Raw genomic sequence first — 21,813 nt, 5'->3', positions numbered from 1 at the left:
CACTCTCAAATCGGCACCGGCGCACACGTTCACGCCTCCGACACCCGCCCGGCCTCCACCCGCCACTGCCGGTCGAGCCGTACCGTCTCGAGCATGCGGCGGTCGTGCGTGACGAGCAGCAGCGTGCCCTCGTACGTGTCGAGGGCCTGCTCCAGCTGCTCGATCGCGGCGAGGTCGAGGTGGTTCGTCGGCTCGTCGAGCACGAGCACGTTCACGCCGCGCGCCTGGAGCAGGGCAAGGCCGGCGCGAGTCCGCTCGCCGGGTGACAGCTCGTCAACGGGACGCCCCACGTGGTCGGCTTTGAGGCCGAACTTCGCCAGGAGTGTGCGGACCTCCGCCTGGGTGAGATCGGGAACGAGACCCTCGAAGACGTCGGCCAGAGGGCGTGGGCCGGTGAACACGCTGCGTGCCTGGTCGATTTCGCCGACAGCGACGGAGGAGCCGAGTGACGCGGTGCCGGACGTGGGCTCCTGCGCGCCTAGCAGCGCGCGCAGCAGTGTCGACTTGCCGGCGCCATTTGGCCCGGTGATGCCGATGCGATCGCCGCCGTTGATCTGGAGCGAGACCGGGCCGAGCGTGAAGTCGCCCTGGGTGAACGTCGCGTCGGAGAGCGTCGAGACGACCGCCGACGACCGCGGCGCCTGACCGATCGTGAATTCGAGCTGCCACTCTTTGCGGGGCTCGTCGACCTCGTCGAGGCGGGCGATTCGGCTCTCCATCTGGCGTACCTTCTGCGCCTGCTTCTCGCTCGACTCGGACGCCGCCTTGCGCCGGATCTTGTCGTTGTCGGGTGACTTCTTCATCGCGTTGCGGACGCCCTGACTCGACCACTCGCGCTGCGTTCTCGCGCGGCCGACGAGGTCGGCTTTCGTCGCCGCGAACTCGTCGTAGGCGTCGCGCTTGTGCTGACGGGCGATCTCGCGCTCGTCGAGATAGGAGTCGTAGCCGCCGCCGAACAGCCGGTTCGATGCCTGCGCGAGGTCGAGCTCGAGCACGCTCGTGACCGACCGGGCAAGGAACTCGCGGTCGTGGCTGACCAGCACGACGCCACCGCGGAGCCCGCGCACGAACTCCTCCAGCCGGGCCAACCCGTCGAGGTCGAGATCGTTGGTGGGCTCGTCGAGCAGCACGATGTCGAAGCGCGAGAGGAGGAGCGCCGCCAGACCCACTCGGGCCGCCTGCCCGCCTGAGAGCGATGTCATCAGGGAGTCGGTGGTGACAGTGGTCGACGTGCCGCTGCCGCTGCCACTGCCACTGCCACTCCCGCCGATCGCGAGGCCCAGCTCGGCCAGCACGACGGGAATGCGCTCGTCGAGGTCGGCGGCCCCTGATGCCAGCCAGCGGTCGAAGGCGGTCGAGTAGGTGTCGGCTGCCGCGTCAGAAACCGCAGGATCCGCGAGCGCGACCGCAGCAGCATCCATCTCCGCTGTCGCCGTCGAGCAGCCCGTCCGCCTGCCGATGTAGTCGGCCACCGTCTCGTGCGGAACCCGCTCGTGCTCTTGCGGCAACCAACCGATGAACGCGTCGGCCGGCGCGAGAGACACCGTGCCTGCGAGAGGTTGCTCGACACCGCCCAGGAGCTTGAGCAGCGTCGACTTGCCGGCGCCGTTGACACCGACCACCCCGATCACATCGCCAGGAGCGACGGTCAGGTCGAGGGAGTCGAAGAGCGTGCGGGCAGCATAGCCTCCGGCCAGCCCCTTGGCGACGAGTGTTGCGGTCATGGATCTATCGTCCCATCCCGGGCGAGAACGCCGGGGCGGTTTTCCACAGGGGCGTTGCGCTCGCTGAACCACTGCGGTCGGCGGCATGACCCCCACGGTCGGCGTAAACCCGCACAGCCGACATGAACACTCGCCCTAGGTCAGGTGTTTATGCCGGAAACGCAGGTCTGAGCCGATTACAGGAGCTTGCGCCGATCATGCGGGTCTACGCCGACTGCGAGGCTTACGCCGATCACCCGGACCGGGCACGATGCGGACGGCCGCCTCAGCGACGCACGTGCAGCGGAATCCCCGCCGCGACGTCGCGCGCATCCGCCTCGGCGTCGCGCCCGATGCCGAGGATCGGCTCCACCACGCTGTCGATCACGCGTGCGACGAACGCCTCGTCGAGCGGCAACTCGCGCTGGGCGGCGTGCTCGACGGCAAGCGCGTGCACGGCACGGGTGACGAACGCCGCGTCGTACCGCACCGGTTCTGCCTCGCCGCGCGCCACCCCGCGTCGCACGACCACGGTCAACGAGCGGGTGCGCTCGGTGTGAGTCGCCGCGTCGTAGGCACGCCAGATGTCGGGATCGCGCGAGATCGCGGCGATGACGTGGCGGAACTCGGCCGGCGGGTATCCGATCGGGCTCACCCAGGTGCGCACGAGGGCTTCGAGGTCGGTGCGGAGTGCGCCCGTGTTCGGGATCGTCGTGTCGACATCGAACGCCGCCACCGCGTCACGGACCAGCGACCGCTTGTCGTCCCATCGCCGGAAGATGGTCGCCTTGCTCGCCCCGGCCCGCTCGGCAACCCGGTTCATGGTCAGAGCGTCGATGCCGATTTCGGCGATCAGCTCCTGCGTCACGCGCAGCAGCCGCTCTTCGACGAGAGGGTCGCGAGGCCGACCGACCTTGCGCGCTCCTCCGGATTCCACGGTCCAAAGCCTAGACCGCACCCCCGGCACGCCAGAGACCAAAGGATCCGGCGGCCCCGTTCCCCAGACAACCCCAAGGCCGCACCGACCGAACTCGCCCCGGCCCGCCGCTCGGCCCGCCTCGAGAGTCGACCTTGCGTTTGGGGCCGGCCCCTGGGATCCTGGTCGGCTGCCCTCTCGGGCCGCACCGAGGGGAGAGACCATGGACGCCACTGCCGATAGCGAGTGGACCGCCGCCAACCGAGCAAACTGGGATGACCGGGTCGAGCCGCATCTCGAGGGGTATCGCGTCGACCGCTTCGCCGCGGAGCCCGACCGGATCTCGGACGTCGTGCTCGAAGACCGGCCGCTTCTCGAACCGCACCTGCCGGGTGGCAGCGTCGCGGGTCTCCGGCTGGCGCACCTGCAGTGCCACATCGGCACCGACACTCTGAGCTGGGCGCGACTCGGCGCCGAGGTGGTGGGCGTCGACTTCTCCTCCGAGTCGATCGGGGCGGCCCGGCGTCTCGCCGACGCGTCGGGGCTCAGCGACCGCAGCTCGTTCGTCGAGTCGACGGTCGACGAGGCTCCCGCCCATGTGGGCGGCACCTTCGACGTCGTCTATACGAGCATCGGGGCGCTCTGTTGGCTCCGCGATCTCGATGCCTGGGCTCGCACGATCGATGCGCTCCTCGCACCGGGCGGCGTGTTCTTCGTGCGCGACGCGCATCCGCTCCTCAATGCGCTCGACGACGAGCGCACCGACGACGCTCTCGTCATCACGCGGCCCTACTTCGCGAGTGGCGAGCCGCTTCGCTACGACGATCCGAGCACCTACGCCGGAGCGGAGGGCGCCCGCGTCGAGCACAGTGTGACCTTTGAGTGGCCGCACTCGATCGCCGAGATCATGCAGGCGCTTCTCGGCGTGGGCCTCACGATCGCGGACTTCGCGGAGCACCGCACTCTGCCCTGGCAAGCGCTCCCCCAGATGGTCGAAGAGGCCGGTGCCTACGTGCTCCCGGCGAATCGCGATCGCATGCCGTTGGCGTTCTCGGTGGTGGCGCGCAAGGGGGTGTGAGGAGGGGCCGGAGGGACGGCTGGTTTCGTCCTGGCGGATGACGTTCGGGCCGGATCCTGATCGATAGCGTCAAGACGTGGGAATCACCAGGAGAACGCTGCTCGTCGGCGCAGGATCGACCGCTGCGCTCGTGGTTGCCAGTGGAGCTGCAGTCGAAGAACGCCTTTTGCCCGGGCGGTCGACGTTGCACCGGGTGCTCGGATTGAACGGTCAGCCGGGAGTCGTGCCGGCAGTCGAGACAGGCCAGCTCGTCAGCGGCTCGTTCCGGTCGCAGGCTCGTCTCGGGCGGGAAGTCGGCTGGTCGGTGGCGTATCCCCCGGGCTCGTCGGCGAGCGCGGAGCTGCCCGTTGCCATCGTGCTTCACGGATACAGCGGCACTCACGCGAACGCGTTCGGGGCCGGCCATCTCGGGCTCGACCGCTTTCTGGCCGCTCATGTCGATGGCGGCGGGCGCCCGTTTGCACTCGCCTCGATCGACGGCGGCAACACCTACTGGCACCGACGCTCGACCGGCGAGGACGCCGGTGCGATGGTGGTCGACGAGTTCCTGCCCCTGATCGCCGCCCGCGGTCTGGACGTGTCGCGGATCGGACTTCTCGGCTGGTCGATGGGAGCCTTCGGCGCGCTCATCCTCGGGTCGCAGCTCGGTCGGACGAGGGTCGCCGCGATCGCCGCGGACAGCCCGGCTATCTGGCATGAGGCGTCGCAGGCCGCCTCGATCGCGTTCGACGGTGCAGCGGATTTTGCGGCGCACACCGTGTTCGGCCGCCAGTCGTCGCTCGACGGGATCGCCGTGCGTGTGGACTGCGGAACGGGCGACGGCTTCTTTCCGGCCGCGCGCGACTACGTGGCCGGGTTCGCGTCGCCTCCGGCTGGCGGCTTCGAGCCGGGTGGGCACGATCTCGACTATTGGCGGCGCATGGCTCCCGCCCAGATCGCTCACCTCGGCCACCATCTCCCCTAGCCGCCAGGCTCACCTGTTCGCGAGGGGGCTCAAGGCACCCCCGGCTGGCCAGACAACCCCCGGATGCCAGGCCGATTCTGGCCATCCGGGGGTTCGTCACGGCCGTGCACGGGCACCGGCACGGGCACGGGCACGGGCACGGGCAGCTAGCGGGGCAGCTTGATCAGGGTGTTCAGCACCCGCGTCGTCTGCAGCGGCCCAAAGTTGTCGTCGCTGATGAGGCTGATCTTGATGGTGCCGCCAGGGCCGCGACCGGTCAGCGCCATGCCCTCGAAGTTGTCGAGCAGCGGGTTGGCCTGTGACTCGAGCGCCGTTGCACCCAACGTCGGCCCCTTGACGAGATCCGCCACGAGCGTCTTCGACAGGACCGCCGAGGCAGGCGCCGTCGACAGGTTCGCCACCCGGCTCACATCGGTCGCCCGCGCAAGCCCCGACACCGCGTAGAGCTTCACCGCATTACCGCTGTCAGCCGCGAACGAGGCCTCCTCGACGACCAGGCGGTCGTCGTCGACGGCGACGATCTCGGGAATCCTCTGGCCCGCGCCAGCGCGGTAGCCGACCTGCTTCGTCAGAGACCAGGATCCATGGCTGCCCGCCTTGTACACCAGCAACCGGTGCGATCGGGTGTCGCCGTTCGCCGACACGTCGCCCGACAGCGCACCCTCCATTGCGGCCACGATCGTGCGCCCCGAGGGCGAGATGCTCAGTCCCTCGAGGGTGGCGTTCGAGGTCGCCTCTCGGGCGACGGCGGCACCGGACAGTCCGGCACCGCTGAGGGTCGTCCCCGTCACGGCGAAGCGCCCAGGCACCCGCAGTTGCGACTTCTGGACTCCATCGCGGCCGAAGATTCGGATGGAGGGCTCGGTCTCGGAGCTGACGAGGTAGTCACCGTTCGGCAGCACCGCGAGGCCCTCGTTGTCGGCGGTCAGCCCCGTGTACGGGTCGCCGGTCGGAGTCTTGAGCACCAGAGGGGCTCGAACGACGGCGGGCTTCGCGAGGTTCCGCCCGATGAACCAGATGCGCGACGGGTCGGAGGCGTGGTTGTCGACGGCCGAGATCCACGACTTCGAGCGCGAGTCGTACGCCAGCGACGACAGCCCGCCCACGGTCGCGCCCTGGTAGTCGAGCTTGTCGAGTGCGTCGGAGTACCCCGTCGCCACGCCCTTCGGCGGAATGACGGCCGACTGCGGCTTCGGGGTCCCGAAGAGTCGAACGACCTGCGGGTCGTGGTCGCTCACCTGGTCGGCGTACTCCGAGTTGGTGTGGATCACTTCGTACTGCGGGGTGCCGACGCCCTTGCTCACCAGGATGTGGTCGAGCACCTCGCTGACACCCTGGTAGTCGTAGGTGTACTGCTCGTTGGAGGGCAGTGTGGTGATGAGGTCGGTCAGCGCAGTCTTGCCGTCGGCCTGGCCCGTCAGGGTCTTCATCGCCGGGCTGAACTGGTAGTCGTTCAGATCGCCGGCAACCACGACCGCGGCGCGCTTGTCGCGGGCGAGCACGGCGTCGACGAAGGAGTTCACCTCAGCGGCCTGGGCCTTGCGCTGCACCGCCGATGACTGCTCGGGGTATTGGAACCGCCCGTCTTGGCTCTGGTCGCCGCCTTTCGAGGCGAAGTGGTTGCCGACGACGAACACGCTCTTGCCCCGGAAGGTGAACTGCCCGACGAGCGGCTTGCGGCTCGACTTCCAGGCCGCGCTCCCCGGATCGATGCGCCCCGGTGAGAAGGAGAGACCTGGCTTGCCGTGCGTGCTCGTCACCGCTGTCGCCGTCGTCGCTCGGTCGATGCCGCGTCGGCCGGAATCGACGAAACTGACCCGCTTCGGGTTGAAGAGGAACACGATACGAATGTTGCCGCCCGGCTGCCCGCCGTCGGCGTCGTTCACGGGGTCGATCGAGCGCGTCGAATAGGCCGGGCCGCCAGCTGCCGTGATCGCGGCGGTGAGCTTGGCCAGGGTCTGGTCGGACGCCACTGTGCCGTCGTCGGTCGCTCCGGTGTTGTCTTGCACCTCTTCGACCGTGACGATGTCGGGCGAGGCCAAGTTCGTGACGATGCCCTTGCCGAGCGCGGCGTACTTCGCTGCGGAGTCGGTGGGGGTGAGGTTCTCGACGTTGTAGGTGGCGATCGACAGCTGGTCGCTCTTCGGCTTCGAGGCGACGGTCGGCTTCAGGTTCGCCGAAGCGACCGGACCGAGGGTCGTCGCCGCGATGAGGTATCCGCCGTACTGCGAGTAGTCGATCGGCCCGACGGTCTCGCCGGTGAAGACGTCGCCGACACTCACACCCGGGTTGCTGCCGTCGGTCGGGACGACCTCGAGCCGCCCGGACGGCGTCGCGTTCTCCGCCGTGAGCAGCGCGCCGCCGCGCTTCGAGCGCAGTTGATCGGGCTTGGTGGTGATGTACTGCTCCCCGTAGGCGTCGGATGGACCGATGACGCGAGCATCGTCGACCCGGACCCGCATTCCCTCGACCGACTCGTAATAGTCGAGGGCGGAGCGCGACGGCGTCAGCGCTGTCGTCTCGATGTTCGCCCCGCCGAGGTCGGGCGCGTAGGTGGCGGGCACCGTTGTCGGTGTGATGACGACCGGTGCCGGTAGCTCGTTGCCCGACGAGACGACAGTGGCCGTCGCCGAGGTGAGCTCGGTCACCGAGAGGTACGAGGTGGTGGCGAGCGTGGTGCCCGAGGCGATCGCGCGAAAGTCTTTCACGGTGGCCGAGACGAGAACCGAGTCGCCGACGCTGACCGTGGGGGCCTTGCCGGTGTACACGAACACGCCCTCGCTCGTGAGGGGATCAGCGTCTGGGGCGGGATCCTGCACCCAATAGCCCCTGCTCGAACCGGTCGCCCTGATGCCCGTGACGATGCCGGGCACGTTGTCGACCTTCTGCCCGTCGAGCGGCGAGATCCAGGAGGCTCCCTGGATGTCGTGGATACGGACGCTACCCGGCGAGGTGGCAGCCGACGCGGGATCGCCGCCGGGCGTCGCTCCGACGAGCACACCCCCGACGAGAGCCACCGCCCCGATTACCGCGCCGGCGACCGTTGCCCCCTTGCGCGCCACATGACGCACCGAGCGACCGGGCTCGACCGGAGTCGCGCCGGCCATCGAATCGAAACCGACCTGTGGTTGTCGCATGACTCTCCCCTGAGAACCTCGAACGTGCTGGTTACAGACGATCAAAGCGCCTCGGGGTGAACCGCGGGTAGCCCCTCCACAGATTTCGTCCAAACTGGCCGAGCCGTGCGGCTGTGGGGACGAGGATGCACCTGGCGCCCACGGCGGAGTTGGCGAGCGGGGCTAGGCCGGATCCTTGGGGTCGAGTTCGGCCTGGAGCTTCTGCAGCTTGGCCTGCTTCTCGTAGAACTCGATCTCGCGGTCGAGGTCGGCGAGCTGCTGCTCGGTCGTCGAAACCCGGTGGTGCCTCACGTCGACCGCGGTCGCGCCCGATCCGGGCGAGTGACGGCGCGCGTCGCCCAGCGGCACGTACTCGGGACGCGGCCCGTAATCACGCCCCGCGACGAACCACGCGATGCTCCCGATAACGGGCAGCACGACCACCAGGAGGATCCAGATCAGCTTCGGCAGATGCTGCACCTGCGAGTCGGCACGCGTGATGATGTCGATGAGGGCGGCCGCGACCAGCAGAAAATAGAACGCGGAAAGCACGAGGTACATGCCGCTGATTCTATTGAGCTGCTGAGAATCAGCTATCCCCCGAGCGGGTGAGAGCGGTTGTGCCCCGCGGGTGACGCGAGGGCAAGATCGCGAGGATCTCGGCGAGTTCGGTGACGGTTTCACCAGACCACTCAGGATCCGCGGCACCGCCCTGATTGCCCGGGTGGTTGAGCCAGACAGCTCGCATGCCGAGGTCGGCCGCCCCGGGCAGCTCGGTGCTTCCGCCGTCGCCGACATAGACGCACTGCTCCGGCGCCACCCCGAGGGCATCGGTTGCGACGCGATACAGCTCGGCGGCGGGTTTCTTGATGCCGTGCACCGCCGAGAACGCCGCCACGTCGAAGCGCTCGGCGAGGGCGCTCTCCGGCCAGATCAGCGCCGTCTCGATCGAGCAGTCGCTGACCAGCCCGAGCGAGTAGCCACGGGCGCGAAGCTCGTCGAGCACGTCGAGGGCCCAGGTGTCGGCGAGCAGTCCGGCTGTCATCTCGGTGCGTCGCCCGGCGGCGCGAGTGAGGTCGTCAGCGCTCGGCGACCCGCCGAGCCGTGAGGCGAGAGTGGCCAGGGTCTCTTCGAGAGTGCCCAGCTGACCGAGGGTGCGTTCGCGGAATGTCTCGCCGATGACGGTTGCGAACGCGTCGGGGTCGACGCCGAGATCGCGGGCCACTTCGAGTGACACGTTGTCGCGGAGTTCGCGGGTGCCTCCCGGGGCGAGCGTGCCGAAGAGGTCGAAGAGCACGGCGCTGTATTCCATGCCCACATCTTGTCAGCCGCGCTGCCCCGTGTCGCCGCGTGACTGTCCCCTATCTGCTAGTCCAAGGCCACCGACATCAGCACATCAAGGACGCTCACCGCGGAACGGCACCACTGCGCGCTCAAACGCGGCGGGAGCGGCAACTGGATGAGCGGCCTCGGCCGCACGTCCGCGGAGCGGACCCGACAAACACGCACTATGCGGCGGGGGAGGTTGCGAAGCAACCGAACACGCAGAACCCAAATCGTGCGGAGCCGGTGGGATTTGAACCCACGGTGCCCAAAAAGGGCACTCCACCTTAGCAGGGTGGTGCACTAGGCCGAACTATGCGACAGCTCCTTGACGCCCGCTTCGCGAACGCACGGCCTCCACTATACCGGGTGCCGAGTACGAACCGAGCCCATCGGATCCTTGGAACCGTGTCCGCACTTATGCCCACAATTTTGCCCCCCGATTTGGGTGCGATTGTCCCCTTGTCCTCCTTTATGCGGACCCATAGAGTTCTGGTTACCAGCTGTTCACCCCGATGGTGAACCCCAAGGCCATGACCGCCCGAATCGGTCGAGGCCCACCAGAACGGCTGGTTCGCTCAGCAACGATGCTGTCGGCGCATAGCGCCCTGCGAGGCCGTTCACCCCTGATCTCGGCCTCGCAGGGTCTTCGCTCCCGTCTTCCCCGGGCGGTTGAGTGAGACACCGGGCCGCCCCGCGAGTTGGTTACTCGCGGGGCGGCCTTCTCTCGACAACTCTGCCTAGAACTTGTAGGCCACCGAGCAGGTCTGGTCGGCTGCCGTCTGCCCGGTGAGGCCCGAGATCTCGGTCGCAGCCGGTGCTTTCGTCGCCGGTGTGGTGGGGGTGCTCGATGGCGTCGACGGAGCCGGTGGTGACGAGGATCCGGCCGCCGCGCCCGAGGAACCCGTCGACCCTGCGGCCCCCGACGACTCCGACCCGATGCCGGTGGAGCCCTTCGGAATCGTGAACTGCTTGTCCGCTTTGATCGAGTCGAAGAGCAGCCCGGCCGTGGCGACATCGGGCTGGACCTTGCCGGCGTAGACACCGGTGCCGCCGGTCGACCCGGGGTACTGCACGAAGTTCACGTTGCCGAGCGGGAGGTCTTTGAGTGCCAGCCCGATCTCGATGAGCGTGCTCGGATTTTTCAGGCTGTTGGAGAGGACCATGTTGCTCGTCGCGGCGCGAGCGAGCTTGTACAGCTTCGTCGGGCTCGACAGGGTGCCCGCCGACTTGATCGTGCGGAGCATTGACGAGAGGTAGACCTGCTGGCTCGAGATTCGGCCGAGGTCGGAGCCATCGCCGATTCCGTGGCGGGTCCGGAGGAAGGCGAGCGCCTCGTCGCCCTGGAGGGTCGACGTACCGGCCGGGAGGTTCAGGTCGGTATAGGGGTCGGAGATCGGCTTGTTGACGCAGACCGGCACCCCGCCGATCGCGTTTGACATCTCGATGACGCCGTTGAACGAGATGAGCCCCGCGAAGGGGATGTCGAGGCCGGTGAGTCCCTTGACCGTCTGCACGACGCAGTTGAGCCCGCCGTACGAGTAGGCGGAGTTGATCGGCTGGGCGCTCATCGCGCTGTTCGTGCCGGTGCCGTCTTCTTTCTCGCAGGCGGGGATCGGTACGACGAGGTCGCGCGGGATGCTCACGGCCGTCGCGTTCGTGTGGTCGGCCGAGACGTGCAGCAGGATGTTGACGTCGTTGAGGGTCGCGTCACGCTTGCCGAACTCCGCCGTGCTCTGCTTGGCGTCGTTGTCGGTGCCGACGATGAGGATGTTGAAGCCGCCCTCGTACGCTCCGATGCCGGTGCCCTGGAGCGCGGGCTCGGTCTCTTCGCCGGTAAGTGCGACGCCGTCGCCGATGTCGCTCTGGATCTGCTGGAGGGCGATCGCGCCGACCGAAACGCCGCTGACCAGGACGACGGCCGCGCCGACGGCGATCGTCTTGAGCACGAAGCCGGCCGGGCCGCGCCGGCGGAGGCGACCGTGACGGGCGAGGCCGTCGGTGGCAGCGGGGAGGCCCGGCGAGGCGGCGGCAGCCTGGCGGGCTGCGGCTTCTTCATGCGCTCGGCGAGCGGCACGACGGGGGCTCTCGGAGCGGTGGTTGTCGCTCACGGGGGTCCTTTCCTTCGGCGGCGGCGCGCTCCGGAGCCCAGAGGCTCTGATGCTGTGGCCGGACCCGAATCCGTACCGCAGAAGTCGCGCCGCTCGGTGGCGGCAAGGGTTGCGATTGTAGCGGGAGGGCCTGGCGTCCTGTCGAGCCCTCCAATCCAATTGGTCACCATTGGCGCTGTCGTCGCCTGCCCGAGGACGACATGATGAGGGAATGTCTCCTCGCGACCGCCTTCTCGCTGCTCTCGTCGCCGTCGCGTGGGGTCTCAACTTCCCGGCCACGGCACTGGCCCTCGAGCACTACCCGCCCTTCTTCATGGTGGCGCTCCGGTTCGCGCTTCTCGCCGTGCCGACGATCTTCCTGATCCCGAGACCGGCCATTCCGGTTCGCTGGCTCCTTGCGGTGGGTGGCTGCCTGGGGATCCTGCAGTTCGCTTTTCTGTACCTGGCGATGAATGCCGGGCTCGCGAGTGGCCTGGCCTCGATCGTGCTGCAGGCGTCGGCGCCGTTCACCGTGGTGCTCGCCGGGTTCCTCCTCGGCGAGCGCATCACGAAGCGCCAGGCGATCGGCATCGGCATCGCCGTGCTCGGGCTTCTGGCGATCGCGCTGCACCGGGCGCAGGTCGCGGCGATCCTGCCCGTGCTGCTCGCGCTCTGCGCCGCCCTCGGCTGGGCGCTCGGCAACGTCGCCTCCCGCCGGGCCGCCGCACCGAATCCCCTCCACCTCACCCTGTGGATGTCGGTCGTGCCGCCGCTGCCGATGCTCGCGCTCTCGCTGCTGTTCGAGGGCCCCCGCCGCATCGCAGAGTCGCTGGCGACCGCGTTCACGGCGGAGGCGCTCCCGGCCCTCGGCGGCCTCCTCTACGTCGTGATCATCGCGACGATCGTCGGCTACGGCATCTGGAACACTCTGCTGTCGAAGTACCCGTCTAGCACGGTCGCCCCGTTCTCCATGCTGGTGCCGGTGATCGGCGTGCTGGCCTCCTGGCTCGTCTTCGGCGAGATCCCCGACGGGATCGAACTCTTCGCCGGGGCGTTCGTGGTCGGCGGAGTGCTCTTCGCCAGCTACCGGCGCCGGACCAAGCCCGCATTACCCGGTGTGACCTCGCCCGATGGGAATGGCACGGGGCCCGTTACTGTTTCGTCAGAAGCTTCAGGGACGGTGTGATTCCGTACCGGCGGTGACAGCCCGCGAACCCCGTGCGATCACGGGGCCGAATCGGTCAGTCGCTCTCGTTCGCGGGGGCGATCATTCCGGTGCCGACAGTGGGGCGAACGACCTCTTCGGGGCCGTTCGGCTCAGACAGTCTGGATGAGAGAAGCTCCCCCACAGGAGAACCATGAGCGCCATCCACTGGCTGTTCGACGCGACATTCACGATCCACGATCAGACCGTCCTCTGGCGCGAGGTGACCGGCAACCTGTTCGGCCTCTTCTCTGCCCTCGGCGGCATGCGTCGCAAAGTGTGGGCCTGGCCGATCGGAATCGCGGGCAACGCCCTTCTCTTTACCGTCTTTCTCGGTGCGGTCTTCGAGACGCCCAACCCGGTCAACCTGCTCGGGCAGGCCAGTCGGCAGATCATGTTCATCGTCGTCTCGATCTACGGCTGGTACCGCTGGAAGCACGCGCGCGACGGCGGCGGAGACGCGGTCGAACCCCGGTGGGCAGGTGGCCGGGCGCGAATCCTTCTCGTCGTCGCCCTCATCGGCGGCACCGCGGTCGTGACACCGATCTTCACCGCTCTCGGCTCGTACTCGCCGGTCTGGGCCGACGCGTGGATCTTCGTCGGCTCGCTGCTCGCCACCTACGGCATGGCGAAGGGCTGGGTTGAATTCTGGCTCATCTGGGTCGCCGTCGACGTGGTCGGCGTGCCCCTGCTGCTCGGCGCCGGCTACTGGGCATCGGCGATCATGTACGTCTTCTACGGGGCGTTCACGCTGACCGGATTCTTCGTCTGGGCGCACACCCGGCGCGTGGCAGCGGTGCCGGTGCTGCCGGATCCTGAGCCGGTCCCCCTCGCCCGCTAGGTCGTTGTCGGGGGTCGGGCGTACCGTTGCGCGCATGACCAGCCCTTCGCTCACAACGGTCGGCGAGCTCCGTGCTTCGGGCCACGCCCAGAAGACCGTCCGTGCCGAGATCCGAGACAACCTCCTAGACGCCCTCCGCGAGGGCCGAGACCCGTGGCCGGGGTTGCACGGCTTCGAGTCGACCGTGATCCCCCAGCTCGAGCGAGCGCTCATCGCGGGGCACGACATCGTGCTTCTGGGCGAGAGAGGGCAGGGCAAGACGAGGATCCTGCGGACCCTGTCTGGTCTGCTCGACGAATGGGCGCCGGTCATTGCCGGCTCCGAGCTGGGCGAGCACCCCTACGAGCCGATCACCATGGTGAGCATCCGTCGAGCCGCAGAGCTCGGCGACACTCTGCCCATCGAGTGGAAGCATCGCAGCGAGCGCTACGTCGAGAAGCTCGCGACGCCCGACACGAACGTCGCCGACCTGATCGGCGACGTCGACCCGATGAAGGTGGCCGAGGGCCGCAGTCTCGGCGACCCCGAGACGATCCACTTCGGGCTGATCCCGCGGAGCCACCGAGGCATCGTCGCGATCAACGAGCTGCCCGACCTCGCCGAGCGCATCCAGGTCGCGATGCTCAACGTGATGGAAGAGCGCGACGTGCAGATTCGCGGCTACGTGCTGCGCCTGCCTCTCGACGTCCTCGTCGTGGCCAGTGCGAACCCCGAAGACTATACGAACCGCGGCCGCATCATCACGCCGCTGAAAGACCGGTTCGGCGCCGAGATCCGCACGCACTACCCGACCGAGCTCGACGACGAGATCGCCGTGATCCGGCAGGAGGCCGAGCTGGCCGCCGAGGTGCCCGACTACCTGATCGAGATCCTCGCCCGATTCACCCGCAACCTCCGCGACTCGAGCGCCGTCGACCAGCGGTCGGGGGTGAGCGCCCGGTTCTCCATCGCGGGCGCCGAGACCATCGCCGCAGCCGCTCTCCACCGGGCGACCCGGCAGGGCGAGCCCGAAGCGGTCGCTCGACCGGTCGATCTCGAAACGGCCGTCGACGTGCTCGGCGGCAAGATCGAGTTCGAATCGGGCGAAGAGGGGCGCGAAGACGAGATCCTCGACCACCTGCTGCGCACGGCCACGGCCGAGACGGTGCGTGCGCACTTCCGCGGGCTCGACTTCGACGTGCTCGTCTCCGCCATCGAGAACGGCGTCATGGTCACGACCGGCGAGCAGGTGGCCGCTAGCGACTTCCTGGCGGGGTTGCCGTCGCTCGGCGAATCCGAGATCTACGACGACATCTGCGCACGCCTCGACGCCACGACCGACGGCCAGCGCGCCGGCGCCATCGAGCTAGCCCTCGAGGGCCTCTACCTCGGCCGCCGGGTGAGCAAAGAGTCGGGCGGGGGCGAGACGATCTATGGCTGACACCCTGCCTTCGTCGGCTGTCGCGCCGTCTGCTTGGGCTGTCGCTGTGCTCGTCGTCACGCCCCAGAAGCGAAGAATCCCGCATGCCTAGAGCAAATCGGCGTCTCACGCGCGACTCTCGCTACGGTCGCTACACGGGTGGGCCGGATCCTCTGGCTCCCCCGGCCGACCTGACCGAGGCGCTCGACGCGATCGGTCAAGACGTGATGGCCGGCTACTCGCCCGAGCGGGCCCTCCGCGAGTTCCTGCGCCGTGGTGGGGCCGACCGCCCCGGGCTCGACGACCTCGCCCGCCGGGTGGCCGAGCGCCGCCGTGAGCTCACCCAGAAGAACAATCTCGACGGCACGCTGCGCGAGGTCAAGGAGCTGCTCGACAAGGCCGTCCTGGCCGAGCGAAAGCAACTCGCCCGCGACGCCCTGCTCGACGATACCGACCGCGCCCTCGCCGAGATGCAGCTCGACAGCCTGTCGCCGTCGCCGGCCGCCGCCGTCAGCGAGCTCAGTGACTACTCGTGGCAGAGCGCCGAGGCCCGTCAGAGCTACGACAAGATCAAAGAGCTGCTCGGCCGCGAGATGCTCGACCAGCGATTCGCCGGAATGAAGCAGGCGCTCGAAGGCGCCACCGAAGCCGACCGCGAAGCGATCACCGCGATGCTCGACGACCTCAACGCTTTGCTCGACGCTCACCGCGAGGGCATCGACACCCCCGAGATGTTCGACGACTTCATGGCGAAGCACGGCGCGTTCTTTCCTGAGGCGCCCCAGAACGTCGACGAACTGATCGACGCCTTAGCCGCGCGCGCCGCCGCCGCCCAGCGCATGCGCAACTCCATGACGCAGGAGCAACGAGACGAGCTCGACGCCCTGGCACAGCAGGCGTTCGGCTCCCCCGAGTTGATGCAGGCGCTCGGGCAGCTCGACGGCAACCTCCAGTCACTCCGCCCCGGCGAAGACTGGGGCGGCTCCGAGCGGATGGAAGGCTCCGAAGGGCTGGGGCTCGGCGACGGCACGGGCGTCTTCCAAGACATCGCCGACCTCGACGCCCTGGCCGACCAGCTGGCCCAGTCGTCGAACGGCTCACAGCTCGACGACCTCGACCTCGACGCGCTCACCCGTCAGCTCGGCGATGCCGCATCGGTCGATGCCCGCGCCCTCCAGCAACTCGAGAAAGCACTGCGCGACTCGGGGGCGATACAACGCGGCACCGACGGCCAGCTTCGACTCACCCCGAAGGCCATGCGCCAACTCGGCAAGGCTCTGCTCCGCGACGTCTCGGAAGCACTCTCGGGGCGTCGCGGCAACCGTGACGTGCGACGCGCCGGCGCAGCGGGCGACCTCTCGGGGGCCTCGCGCGAGTGGGAGTTCGGCGACACCGAACCGTGGAACGTCACCCGAACGATCACGAACTCGATTACCCGCACGGCCGGTGCGGGGCTCCCTGCCGGCTCGCACGTGCGGATCGAGGTCGGCGACATCGAGGTGCTCGAGACCGAGGCCCGCACTCAGGCCTGTGTCGCCCTGCTCGTCGACACGTCGTTCTCGATGGCGATGGAAGACCGCTGGGTGCCGATGAAGCGCACCGCTCTCGCGCTTCACACGCTCATCACGAGCCGGTTCCGCGGCGACGACCTGCAGTTGATCGGCTTCGGGCGCCAGGCCGAGGTGATGGAGATCGAGAAGCTCGTCGGGCTCGAGGCCATGTGGGACAAGGGCACGAACCTCCACCACGCGCTCCTGCTCGCGAACCGCCACTTCCGCAAACATCTGAATGCCCAGCCGGTGCTGCTGATCGTCACCGACGGCGAGCCGACCTCGCACCTCGAGCCCGACGGCGAGGTCTACTTCAACTACCCGCCCGATCCGCTCACCGTCGCCTACGCCGTCCGCGAGCTCGACAACTCCATGCGGCTGGGCGCCCACACGACGTTCTTCCGCCTCGGCGACGACCCGGGCCTGGCACGCTTCATCGCGTCGATGGCCAAGCGCGTCGGCGGCTCCGTCATCGCGCCGGAGGCCGACGACCTCGGTGCCGCGGTGGTCGGGTCGTACCTTGGATCGCGGCAGGCGGGTGGGGCCGGCGGGTTCGGGGCCGGCGGGTTCGGGGCCGGCGGCCTCAGCGATTATCCCGGCCGTTTTGGTGGGCTGTTCTAGCCGCGAGCGGCGCTCAAACCGCCCGATCGGCACAGACCCGCCGCCGAGTGCCGCCTAATGCTGCAGCGGACCCACCCCGCGCGACATTTGGCGGCACTCGCAGGGCGGCCGTCTGCACCAACGGCGGTCGCGCGGGCCGGAACGTCGCCGAGTGCCGCCTAATGCTGCAGCGGACAGACCCCGCACGACATTTGCCGCCACTCGCGGCCCGGCGTAGCGGCGGTCGCAGCGCCGGGCGGCCGAGGCCCGGCGCGGCCGCGGTCGCAGCGCCGGGCGGCCGAGGCTCCGCGCGGCGGCGGTTGCAGCGCCGGGCGGCCGAGGCTCGCACGAGGCCCGGTGCCGCGACCGCCGCCGCGCCAACCAGATTCAGAACAGAGGCCAGGGCACGGCCGGCATGTGCCCGTGCGGCGCCGGGAACCGACCCCGGGCGAGAAGACGATCGCAGCGGGCGGCGAGCGCGTCGACCTCTCGCACGCTGAGCAGCCCGTCGAGCGCTGTGCCGAGTTCGCCGCCGAGACCCTCGCGGATCCTTGAGGCGCCTGCCCGCTCGTCGTCGCTGAGTTCGTCGTCGATCCACCCCCACAGCACCGTGCGGAGCTTGTGCTCGACGTGGAAGGTGAGGCCGTGGTCGACGCCGTACCGGTGGCCGCCCGGCATCGCCAGGACGTGCGCCCCCTTGCGGTCGGCGTTGTTGACCAGCACGTCGAATACGGCCATGCGACGGAGCGCAGCAGTGTCTTCGTGGATCAGCGACACCGGCCGGTCTTCTTCGTCGTCACCGTCGAAGACGTGACGCCACCCGTCGCCCGGCACTGCGTCGGTCGGAACGAGGTCGACCGGGTCTTGCTCGGGATCGATGTCTTGCCAGAGCTGCACCATGCCTTCGCCGAGAGGGCCCTGGCCTAGCCACGTGTGCGGCACGATGTTCCACCCGAGTGCCTCTGAGACCACGTAGGCCGCGACTTCTCGGTGGGCGAGGTTGCCGTCAGGGAAGTCCCATAGCGGTTTCTCGCCGGCGATGGGCTTGTAGACGACGGCCGTCTCGCCGATGGTTCCGAGGAAGGTGGCGTTCGAAGCCGTTCGGATGCGGCCGGCGAGCTCGAGCTCGCCGACCGGCGGTTCGACGGCGTTCGTGGTCACAGCAGGTCGTCGAGCGGAGGGCAGGTGTGCCCTTCAGGATCCATCGGGGTCGCGCACAGAGGACAGAGCGGCCGACCCGCACCCACGACCTCGATCGTGCGCTTTGCGAATGCCCGCGCAGTGCCCACGGGGATCTTGACCCGAAGCACCTCGCTCGGCGGGGTCGCCTCGCCCAACTCGTCGCTGTCGTCGAAGCCGTCTTCGGAGTCGTCGTAGGGGTACGCCTCGATGACGACCTGGGCGGTAGAGGGATCCCACCCCAACGTGATCGCCCCGATGCGGAATTCGGGCTCGACGGGTTGGTCGAGCGGCTCGTTGTCGACGAGTTCGATCGGCGTCGTGGCGGGGATCGTGATCGGGTTGCCCTCGGCGACCATCAGCTCGTCGAGGATCTCGTCGATCTTCGCCGCGAGAAGCTCAGACTGCTGCTTTTCGAGCGCGACACTGGTGACTCGCGAACCGGCGCGGGCCTGGAGGTAGAACGAACGGGCTCCGGGCTGGCCGATTGTGCCGACCACCAGCCGGTCGGGCCAGTCGAATCCGTGGACGATTGTGGGCATGCTGTCATCCTACGAGCGTCCGCCGACACTGGTTCGCAGTCGGGTTGACGGTCGAGTTTCACGAGCACCTGCAGCGTGATTGGCGGGTGCCCGAGTGGCCCGCCGCGCTGGCCAAACGGCCTGTCTCAGGCGGTCGGGTGCCCCGCGCCGCCTCCGACTGCGGCGTCGGCGTCCGGCTTGGCGACGCGAAGCCAGCTCAGATCGCCGGAGTCGGTGTTCGTCGCCATGACCTCGGGGCGGCTCGACCCGTAGCGGATGATCGAGACCGAGGCTGGGCCCACGCTGATGCGCTGGAACAGGTCGAGGTGCATGCCGAGGGCATCCGCCAGGATCGACTTGATGATGTCGCCGTGACTCACCGCCGCCCACACCGCCTGCGGCCCGAACTCGGCCTCGAACGCGGCGTCGTGCCGACGGATCGCCGCCACCGATCGCGCCTGCATCACCTGCATCGATTCCCCGCCGGGGAACACGGCTGCCGACGGCTGCGACTGCACGACCGACCAGAGTTTCTCGCTCGCCAGCTCTTTGAGCGGCCTGCCCTGCCAGTCGCCGTAATCGCACTCGGTAATCGCGCGGTCGAGCGGCGTCTGCGGGTCGAAACCCTGGGCTCGCTGCGCCTCGACGACGAACTTGGTCGTCTGACGACACCGCTCGAGAGGGCTCGAGACCACGCCGACGAGGGGAACATCGGACAGGCGCTCGGCGGTGCGGAAGGCCTGCTTGCGGCCGACATCGTCGAGTCGCACGCCGGCGGTGCGCCCGGCGAGGATGCCGCTCGCGTTCGCGGTGGTGCGCCCGTGCCGCACGAGGATCACTGTGGCCATTTGATCGACTCCGGCTTCTGGTCTGCTGGTGCGGAGGGCGTGGGATTCGAACCCACGAGACATCTCTGCCCACTTGTTTTCAAGACAAGCTCCATCGGCCGCTCGGACAGCCCTCCCGGGCGCGACCCTCGAGTCGCGACCATGACGATCTTATCCGACGTGTCCGCTGCTCCCTTCAAGAGGACCAGTGTTCGGCCCAGGAGGATATCGCAGCAGGTCTGACCTTGCAGGCAGGAAGGCACGGCCGTGACGTTCCTTTTGACAGGAGCACCTCACCGCGGGGCCTTTCGAACGGACCGACTAGCGCAGGGTGGCAAGCGCCGACGCGAGACCGTCGTCGACGTCGCTGCCCGTGCGCTCGGATGCCACGTCGAGCACGTCGTCGGGCGCTTGGCCCATGGCGACGCCGCGACCGGCACGGGAGGCCCAGGTGAGCATGTCGATGTCGTTGCGGCCGTCACCGACCGCCATGACGCGCTCGGCCGGGATGTCGAGCCAGGTGCGCACACGCTCGAGCGCGGTCGCCTTGGTGACGCCGAAGGGCGCGATGTCGAGCCAGGCAGTCCACCCGACGTTGTAGCTGACCTTGTGAAGGCCCATGCTCTCGACGATCTCGAGAAACTCGTCGAGGCTGTGAGACGGCGACATCACGACGACACGGGTTGCCGCTACGCCGCAGAGCTCGGCGAGCGTGGCGTCGCGGCTGGTCGGGGTGAGGGCGATCTCGGGGAACGCGCCGAGGTACAGCATGTTGCCGTGAGCGTCTTCGACGGCATAGCCCGCACCTTCGAGTCGACCGTCGATGGTGGTCAACACCTCAGTCGGGTCGAACTCTTCGACAAAGACGGTCTTGTAACCATCGGAAGAGGTGTCGTCGCGCCCGAGGGTCATGGCACCGTTCGAGCAGACGACGTAGTCGGAGTCGAAACCGAGACGCTCGATCACGGGCAGGGTCATCGCGACGGAGCGCCCGGTGGCGATCATCACTTCGTGCCCGTCGAGCCGGAGACGCGTGATCTCGTCGGCCACCGCATCGCTGATCTGCCCGCCCTCGGTCATGATCGTGCCGTCGACGTCGAGTGCGACCAGCCAGGCGTCGCCACGACGCGGCCGAGGAGCGGGCGAGATGGTGGGCACGGAGAACGAGAGCTGGGACTCTGACGAATCGTGGCTCACGCGACCGGCTCCAAGACTTCGAGACCGCCCAGGTAGGGCTGCAGGGCTGCCGGCACGACGACCGACCCGTCTTTCTGCTGGTGCGTCTCGAGGATCGCCACCATCCATCGGGTCGTCGCCAGGGTGCCGTTGAGCGTCGACACCGGCGCCGTCTTGCCCGACTCCGTGCGGTAGCGCGTGTCGAGGCGTCGCGCCTGGAACGTCGTGCAGTTCGAAGTCGAGGTCAGCTCGCGGTACGTGCCCTGCGTGGGCACCCAGGCCTCGATGTCGTACTTGCGGGCGGCACTCGACCCGAGGTCGCCGGCAGCGACGTCGATCACTCGGTAGCTGAGCTCGCAGGCCTGCAGCATCTGCTCCTGGAACGACACCAAGCGCTCGTGCTCGGCTTCCGCCTGATCGGGGTGGATGTAGCTGAACATCTCGAGCTTGTTGAACTGGTGAACCCGAAGGATCCCGCGGTTGTCTTTGCCGGCAGCACCGGCCTCGCGCCGGTAGCAGGTCGACCACCCGGCGTACCGGATCGGCCCGTTCGAGACGTCGAGGATCTCGTCTGCGTGATAACCGGCGAGAGCCACCTCGCTGGTGCCCGTCAGGTAGAGGTCGTCGGCGGGCAGGTAGTAGATCTCGTCGGCGTGCGAGCCGAGGAACCCCGTGCCCGCCATGACCTCGGGGCGCACCAGCGTGGGTGTGATGAGGGGAGTGAAGTCTTCGGCGATGGCCTTGTCGAGGGCCATGTGCATGAGGCCGATCTCGAGGCGGGCGCCCACGCCACGCAGGAAGTAGAAGCGCGAGCCCGACACCTTGGTGCCGCGCTTGATGTCGATCGCGCCGAGCTTCTCACCGAGGTCGGCGTGGTCAAGCGGCTCGAAGTCGAAGGTCTTCGGCTCGCCGTGAGTGCGGAGCGTGACGAAGTTTTCTTCGCCCCCGGCAGGAACACCCTCGATGATCGGATTGGCGACCCCGCGCATCGCGACGTCGAACGCCTCGTCGGCCGCGGTCGAGGCCGCCTGGGCCTCCTTGACGCGCGCCGCCAACTTCTGCGCTTCGGCGACAAGCTCTTTCTTCTCCTCCTTGGGCGCCTTCGCAACCGTCTTGCCGAAAGCGTTCTGCTCGGCGCGGAGGTCTTCGTAGACGGCGATCGCGGCTCGACGCGCGACATCGGCGGCAAGCGCGACGTCGACGGCCTCGGTGGAGTCGCCGCGGGCGAGCTGGCTCTGCTTGATGCGGTCGGGGGCGTCGCGGAGGAGCTGGGGATCGATCACCCAGTCAGTCTAAGGAGTCCTCGCCCGGCGTCGAGGCGGAGAC

General features: G+C 68.5%; 17 protein-coding genes and 2 tRNA genes. 6 read left to right on the top strand and 13 right to left on the bottom strand.

Going from position 1 to position 21,813, the window contains the following annotated elements:
- Positions 1-29 precede the first annotated feature (29 nt).
- Positions 30-1,724 carry an ABC-F family ATP-binding cassette domain-containing protein gene (locus EDF39_RS04980; RefSeq protein ID WP_123940984.1) on the bottom strand — a complete coding sequence of 565 codons (1,695 nt, stop codon included), beginning with the start codon at positions 1,722-1,724 and terminating at the stop codon, positions 30-32.
- A 265-nt stretch (positions 1,725-1,989) separates the two neighbouring features.
- Positions 1,990-2,640 (bottom strand): TetR-like C-terminal domain-containing protein, encoded by a 651-nt coding sequence (locus tag EDF39_RS04975; RefSeq protein ID WP_158613161.1) that lies wholly within the window; start codon positions 2,638-2,640, stop codon positions 1,990-1,992.
- A 202-nt stretch (positions 2,641-2,842) separates the two neighbouring features.
- On the opposite strand from EDF39_RS04975, the gene EDF39_RS04970 reads away from it, so the two are divergent.
- Together EDF39_RS04970 and EDF39_RS04965 are read left to right on the top strand one after the other, a co-directional pair.
- A complete protein-coding gene (locus tag EDF39_RS04970; protein ID WP_123940980.1) occupies positions 2,843-3,697 on the top strand; it encodes a bifunctional 2-polyprenyl-6-hydroxyphenol methylase/3-demethylubiquinol 3-O-methyltransferase UbiG in 855 nt (284 codons plus the stop codon).
- A gap of 76 nt (positions 3,698-3,773) precedes the next feature.
- Positions 3,774-4,661, top strand: a complete 888-nt coding sequence (locus tag EDF39_RS04965; RefSeq protein WP_199726137.1) for an esterase family protein — start codon at positions 3,774-3,776, stop codon at positions 4,659-4,661.
- 146 nt (positions 4,662-4,807) lie between these two features.
- Here the strand turns inward: EDF39_RS04965 and EDF39_RS17455 are convergent, their stop codons facing one another.
- From EDF39_RS17455 to EDF39_RS04940, 5 genes are all read right to left on the bottom strand, one after another.
- Positions 4,808-7,798: an esterase-like activity of phytase family protein gene (locus tag EDF39_RS17455; RefSeq protein WP_158613160.1), complete on the bottom strand. Its 2,991-nt coding sequence runs from the start codon at positions 7,796-7,798 to the stop codon at positions 4,808-4,810.
- 162 nt (positions 7,799-7,960) lie between these two features.
- The gene (locus EDF39_RS17450; protein ID WP_084816042.1) at positions 7,961-8,338 is read right to left on the bottom strand and encodes a PLD nuclease N-terminal domain-containing protein; all 378 of its coding nucleotides are present in this window, start codon (positions 8,336-8,338) and stop codon (positions 7,961-7,963) included.
- A 28-nt stretch (positions 8,339-8,366) separates the two neighbouring features.
- The gene (locus EDF39_RS04950; protein ID WP_123940976.1) at positions 8,367-9,089 is read right to left on the bottom strand and encodes an HAD family hydrolase; all 723 of its coding nucleotides are present in this window, start codon (positions 9,087-9,089) and stop codon (positions 8,367-8,369) included.
- A 249-nt stretch (positions 9,090-9,338) separates the two neighbouring features.
- A tRNA-Ser gene (locus tag EDF39_RS04945) sits at positions 9,339-9,428 on the bottom strand.
- Positions 9,429-9,840: 412 nt separating this feature from the next.
- The gene (locus EDF39_RS04940; protein WP_123940974.1) at positions 9,841-11,211 is read right to left on the bottom strand and encodes an LCP family protein; all 1,371 of its coding nucleotides are present in this window, start codon (positions 11,209-11,211) and stop codon (positions 9,841-9,843) included.
- A gap of 211 nt (positions 11,212-11,422) precedes the next feature.
- Between EDF39_RS04940 and EDF39_RS04935 the strand changes: the two genes are divergently transcribed.
- The 4 genes from EDF39_RS04935 to EDF39_RS04920 all read left to right on the top strand — a co-directional run bounded on the left by EDF39_RS04935 (position 11,423) and on the right by EDF39_RS04920 (position 16,805).
- A complete protein-coding gene (locus EDF39_RS04935; RefSeq protein WP_123940972.1) occupies positions 11,423-12,376 on the top strand; it encodes an EamA family transporter in 954 nt (317 codons plus the stop codon).
- Positions 12,377-12,548: 172 nt separating this feature from the next.
- Positions 12,549-13,235 (top strand): nicotinamide riboside transporter PnuC, encoded by a 687-nt coding sequence (gene pnuC / locus EDF39_RS04930; protein ID WP_123940970.1) that lies wholly within the window; start codon positions 12,549-12,551, stop codon positions 13,233-13,235.
- A 34-nt stretch (positions 13,236-13,269) separates the two neighbouring features.
- Positions 13,270-14,655 carry an AAA family ATPase gene (locus EDF39_RS04925; protein ID WP_123940968.1) on the top strand — a complete coding sequence of 462 codons (1,386 nt, stop codon included), beginning with the start codon at positions 13,270-13,272 and terminating at the stop codon, positions 14,653-14,655.
- A gap of 83 nt (positions 14,656-14,738) precedes the next feature.
- Positions 14,739-16,805 carry a VWA domain-containing protein gene (locus EDF39_RS04920; RefSeq protein ID WP_123940966.1) on the top strand — a complete coding sequence of 689 codons (2,067 nt, stop codon included), beginning with the start codon at positions 14,739-14,741 and terminating at the stop codon, positions 16,803-16,805.
- A gap of 366 nt (positions 16,806-17,171) precedes the next feature.
- On the opposite strand, the gene EDF39_RS04915 is transcribed toward EDF39_RS04920, so the two are convergent.
- The 6 genes from EDF39_RS04915 to serS form a co-directional block, all read right to left on the bottom strand.
- Complete coding sequence (locus tag EDF39_RS04915; RefSeq protein WP_123940964.1) at positions 17,172-17,945, bottom strand: SCO1664 family protein; 774 nt, start codon at positions 17,943-17,945, stop codon at positions 17,172-17,174.
- Positions 17,942-18,505: a DUF3090 domain-containing protein gene (locus EDF39_RS04910; protein ID WP_055960867.1), complete on the bottom strand. Its 564-nt coding sequence runs from the start codon at positions 18,503-18,505 to the stop codon at positions 17,942-17,944. The genes EDF39_RS04915 and EDF39_RS04910 overlap by 4 nt, the downstream gene beginning before the upstream one ends.
- A gap of 125 nt (positions 18,506-18,630) precedes the next feature.
- Entirely contained in the window at positions 18,631-19,332 is a 702-nt protein-coding gene (locus EDF39_RS04905; RefSeq protein WP_123940962.1) for a histidine phosphatase family protein, read from the bottom strand.
- Positions 19,333-19,363: 31 nt separating this feature from the next.
- Positions 19,364-19,448, bottom strand: a tRNA-Ser gene (locus EDF39_RS04900).
- Between the two features lie 184 nt (positions 19,449-19,632).
- Complete coding sequence (locus EDF39_RS04895) at positions 19,633-20,508, bottom strand: HAD family hydrolase (protein WP_233572972.1); 876 nt, start codon at positions 20,506-20,508, stop codon at positions 19,633-19,635.
- Positions 20,505-21,770, bottom strand: coding sequence for a serine--tRNA ligase (gene serS, locus EDF39_RS04890; RefSeq protein WP_123940958.1), 1,266 nt, complete (start codon positions 21,768-21,770; stop codon positions 20,505-20,507). Before serS ends, EDF39_RS04895 begins: the two co-directional genes overlap by 4 nt.
- Positions 21,771-21,813: the final 43 nt, after the last annotated feature.

This window comes from Frondihabitans sp. PhB161 (genome assembly GCF_003814635.1).
Taxonomy (GTDB): Bacteria; Actinomycetota; Actinomycetes; order Actinomycetales; family Microbacteriaceae; genus Frondihabitans.
This window is presented reverse-complemented; position numbering and strand designations above follow the sequence as displayed.

What these genes read in the sequence shown, in the direction of transcription:
- EDF39_RS04980 (WP_123940984.1), bottom strand. Translation starts at nt 1,724, where the DNA reads ATGACCGCAACACTCGTCGCCAAGGGGCTGGCCGGAGGCTATGCTGCC.
- EDF39_RS04970 (WP_123940980.1), top strand. Translation starts at nt 2,843, where the DNA reads ATGGACGCCACTGCCGATAGCGAGTGGACCGCCGCCAACCGAGCAAAC.
- EDF39_RS17455 (WP_158613160.1), bottom strand. Translation starts at nt 7,798, where the DNA reads ATGCGACAACCACAGGTCGGTTTCGATTCGATGGCCGGCGCGACTCCG.
- EDF39_RS17450 (WP_084816042.1), bottom strand. Translation starts at nt 8,338, where the DNA reads ATGTACCTCGTGCTTTCCGCGTTCTATTTTCTGCTGGTCGCGGCCGCC.
- EDF39_RS04950 (WP_123940976.1), bottom strand. Translation starts at nt 9,089, where the DNA reads ATGGAATACAGCGCCGTGCTCTTCGACCTCTTCGGCACGCTCGCCCCG.
- EDF39_RS04935 (WP_123940972.1), top strand. Translation starts at nt 11,423, where the DNA reads ATGTCTCCTCGCGACCGCCTTCTCGCTGCTCTCGTCGCCGTCGCGTGG.
- pnuC (WP_123940970.1), top strand. Translation starts at nt 12,549, where the DNA reads ATGAGCGCCATCCACTGGCTGTTCGACGCGACATTCACGATCCACGAT.
- EDF39_RS04925 (WP_123940968.1), top strand. Translation starts at nt 13,270, where the DNA reads ATGACCAGCCCTTCGCTCACAACGGTCGGCGAGCTCCGTGCTTCGGGC.
- EDF39_RS04920 (WP_123940966.1), top strand. Translation starts at nt 14,739, where the DNA reads ATGCCTAGAGCAAATCGGCGTCTCACGCGCGACTCTCGCTACGGTCGC.
- EDF39_RS04910 (WP_055960867.1), bottom strand. Translation starts at nt 18,505, where the DNA reads ATGCCCACAATCGTCCACGGATTCGACTGGCCCGACCGGCTGGTGGTC.
- EDF39_RS04905 (WP_123940962.1), bottom strand. Translation starts at nt 19,332, where the DNA reads ATGGCCACAGTGATCCTCGTGCGGCACGGGCGCACCACCGCGAACGCG.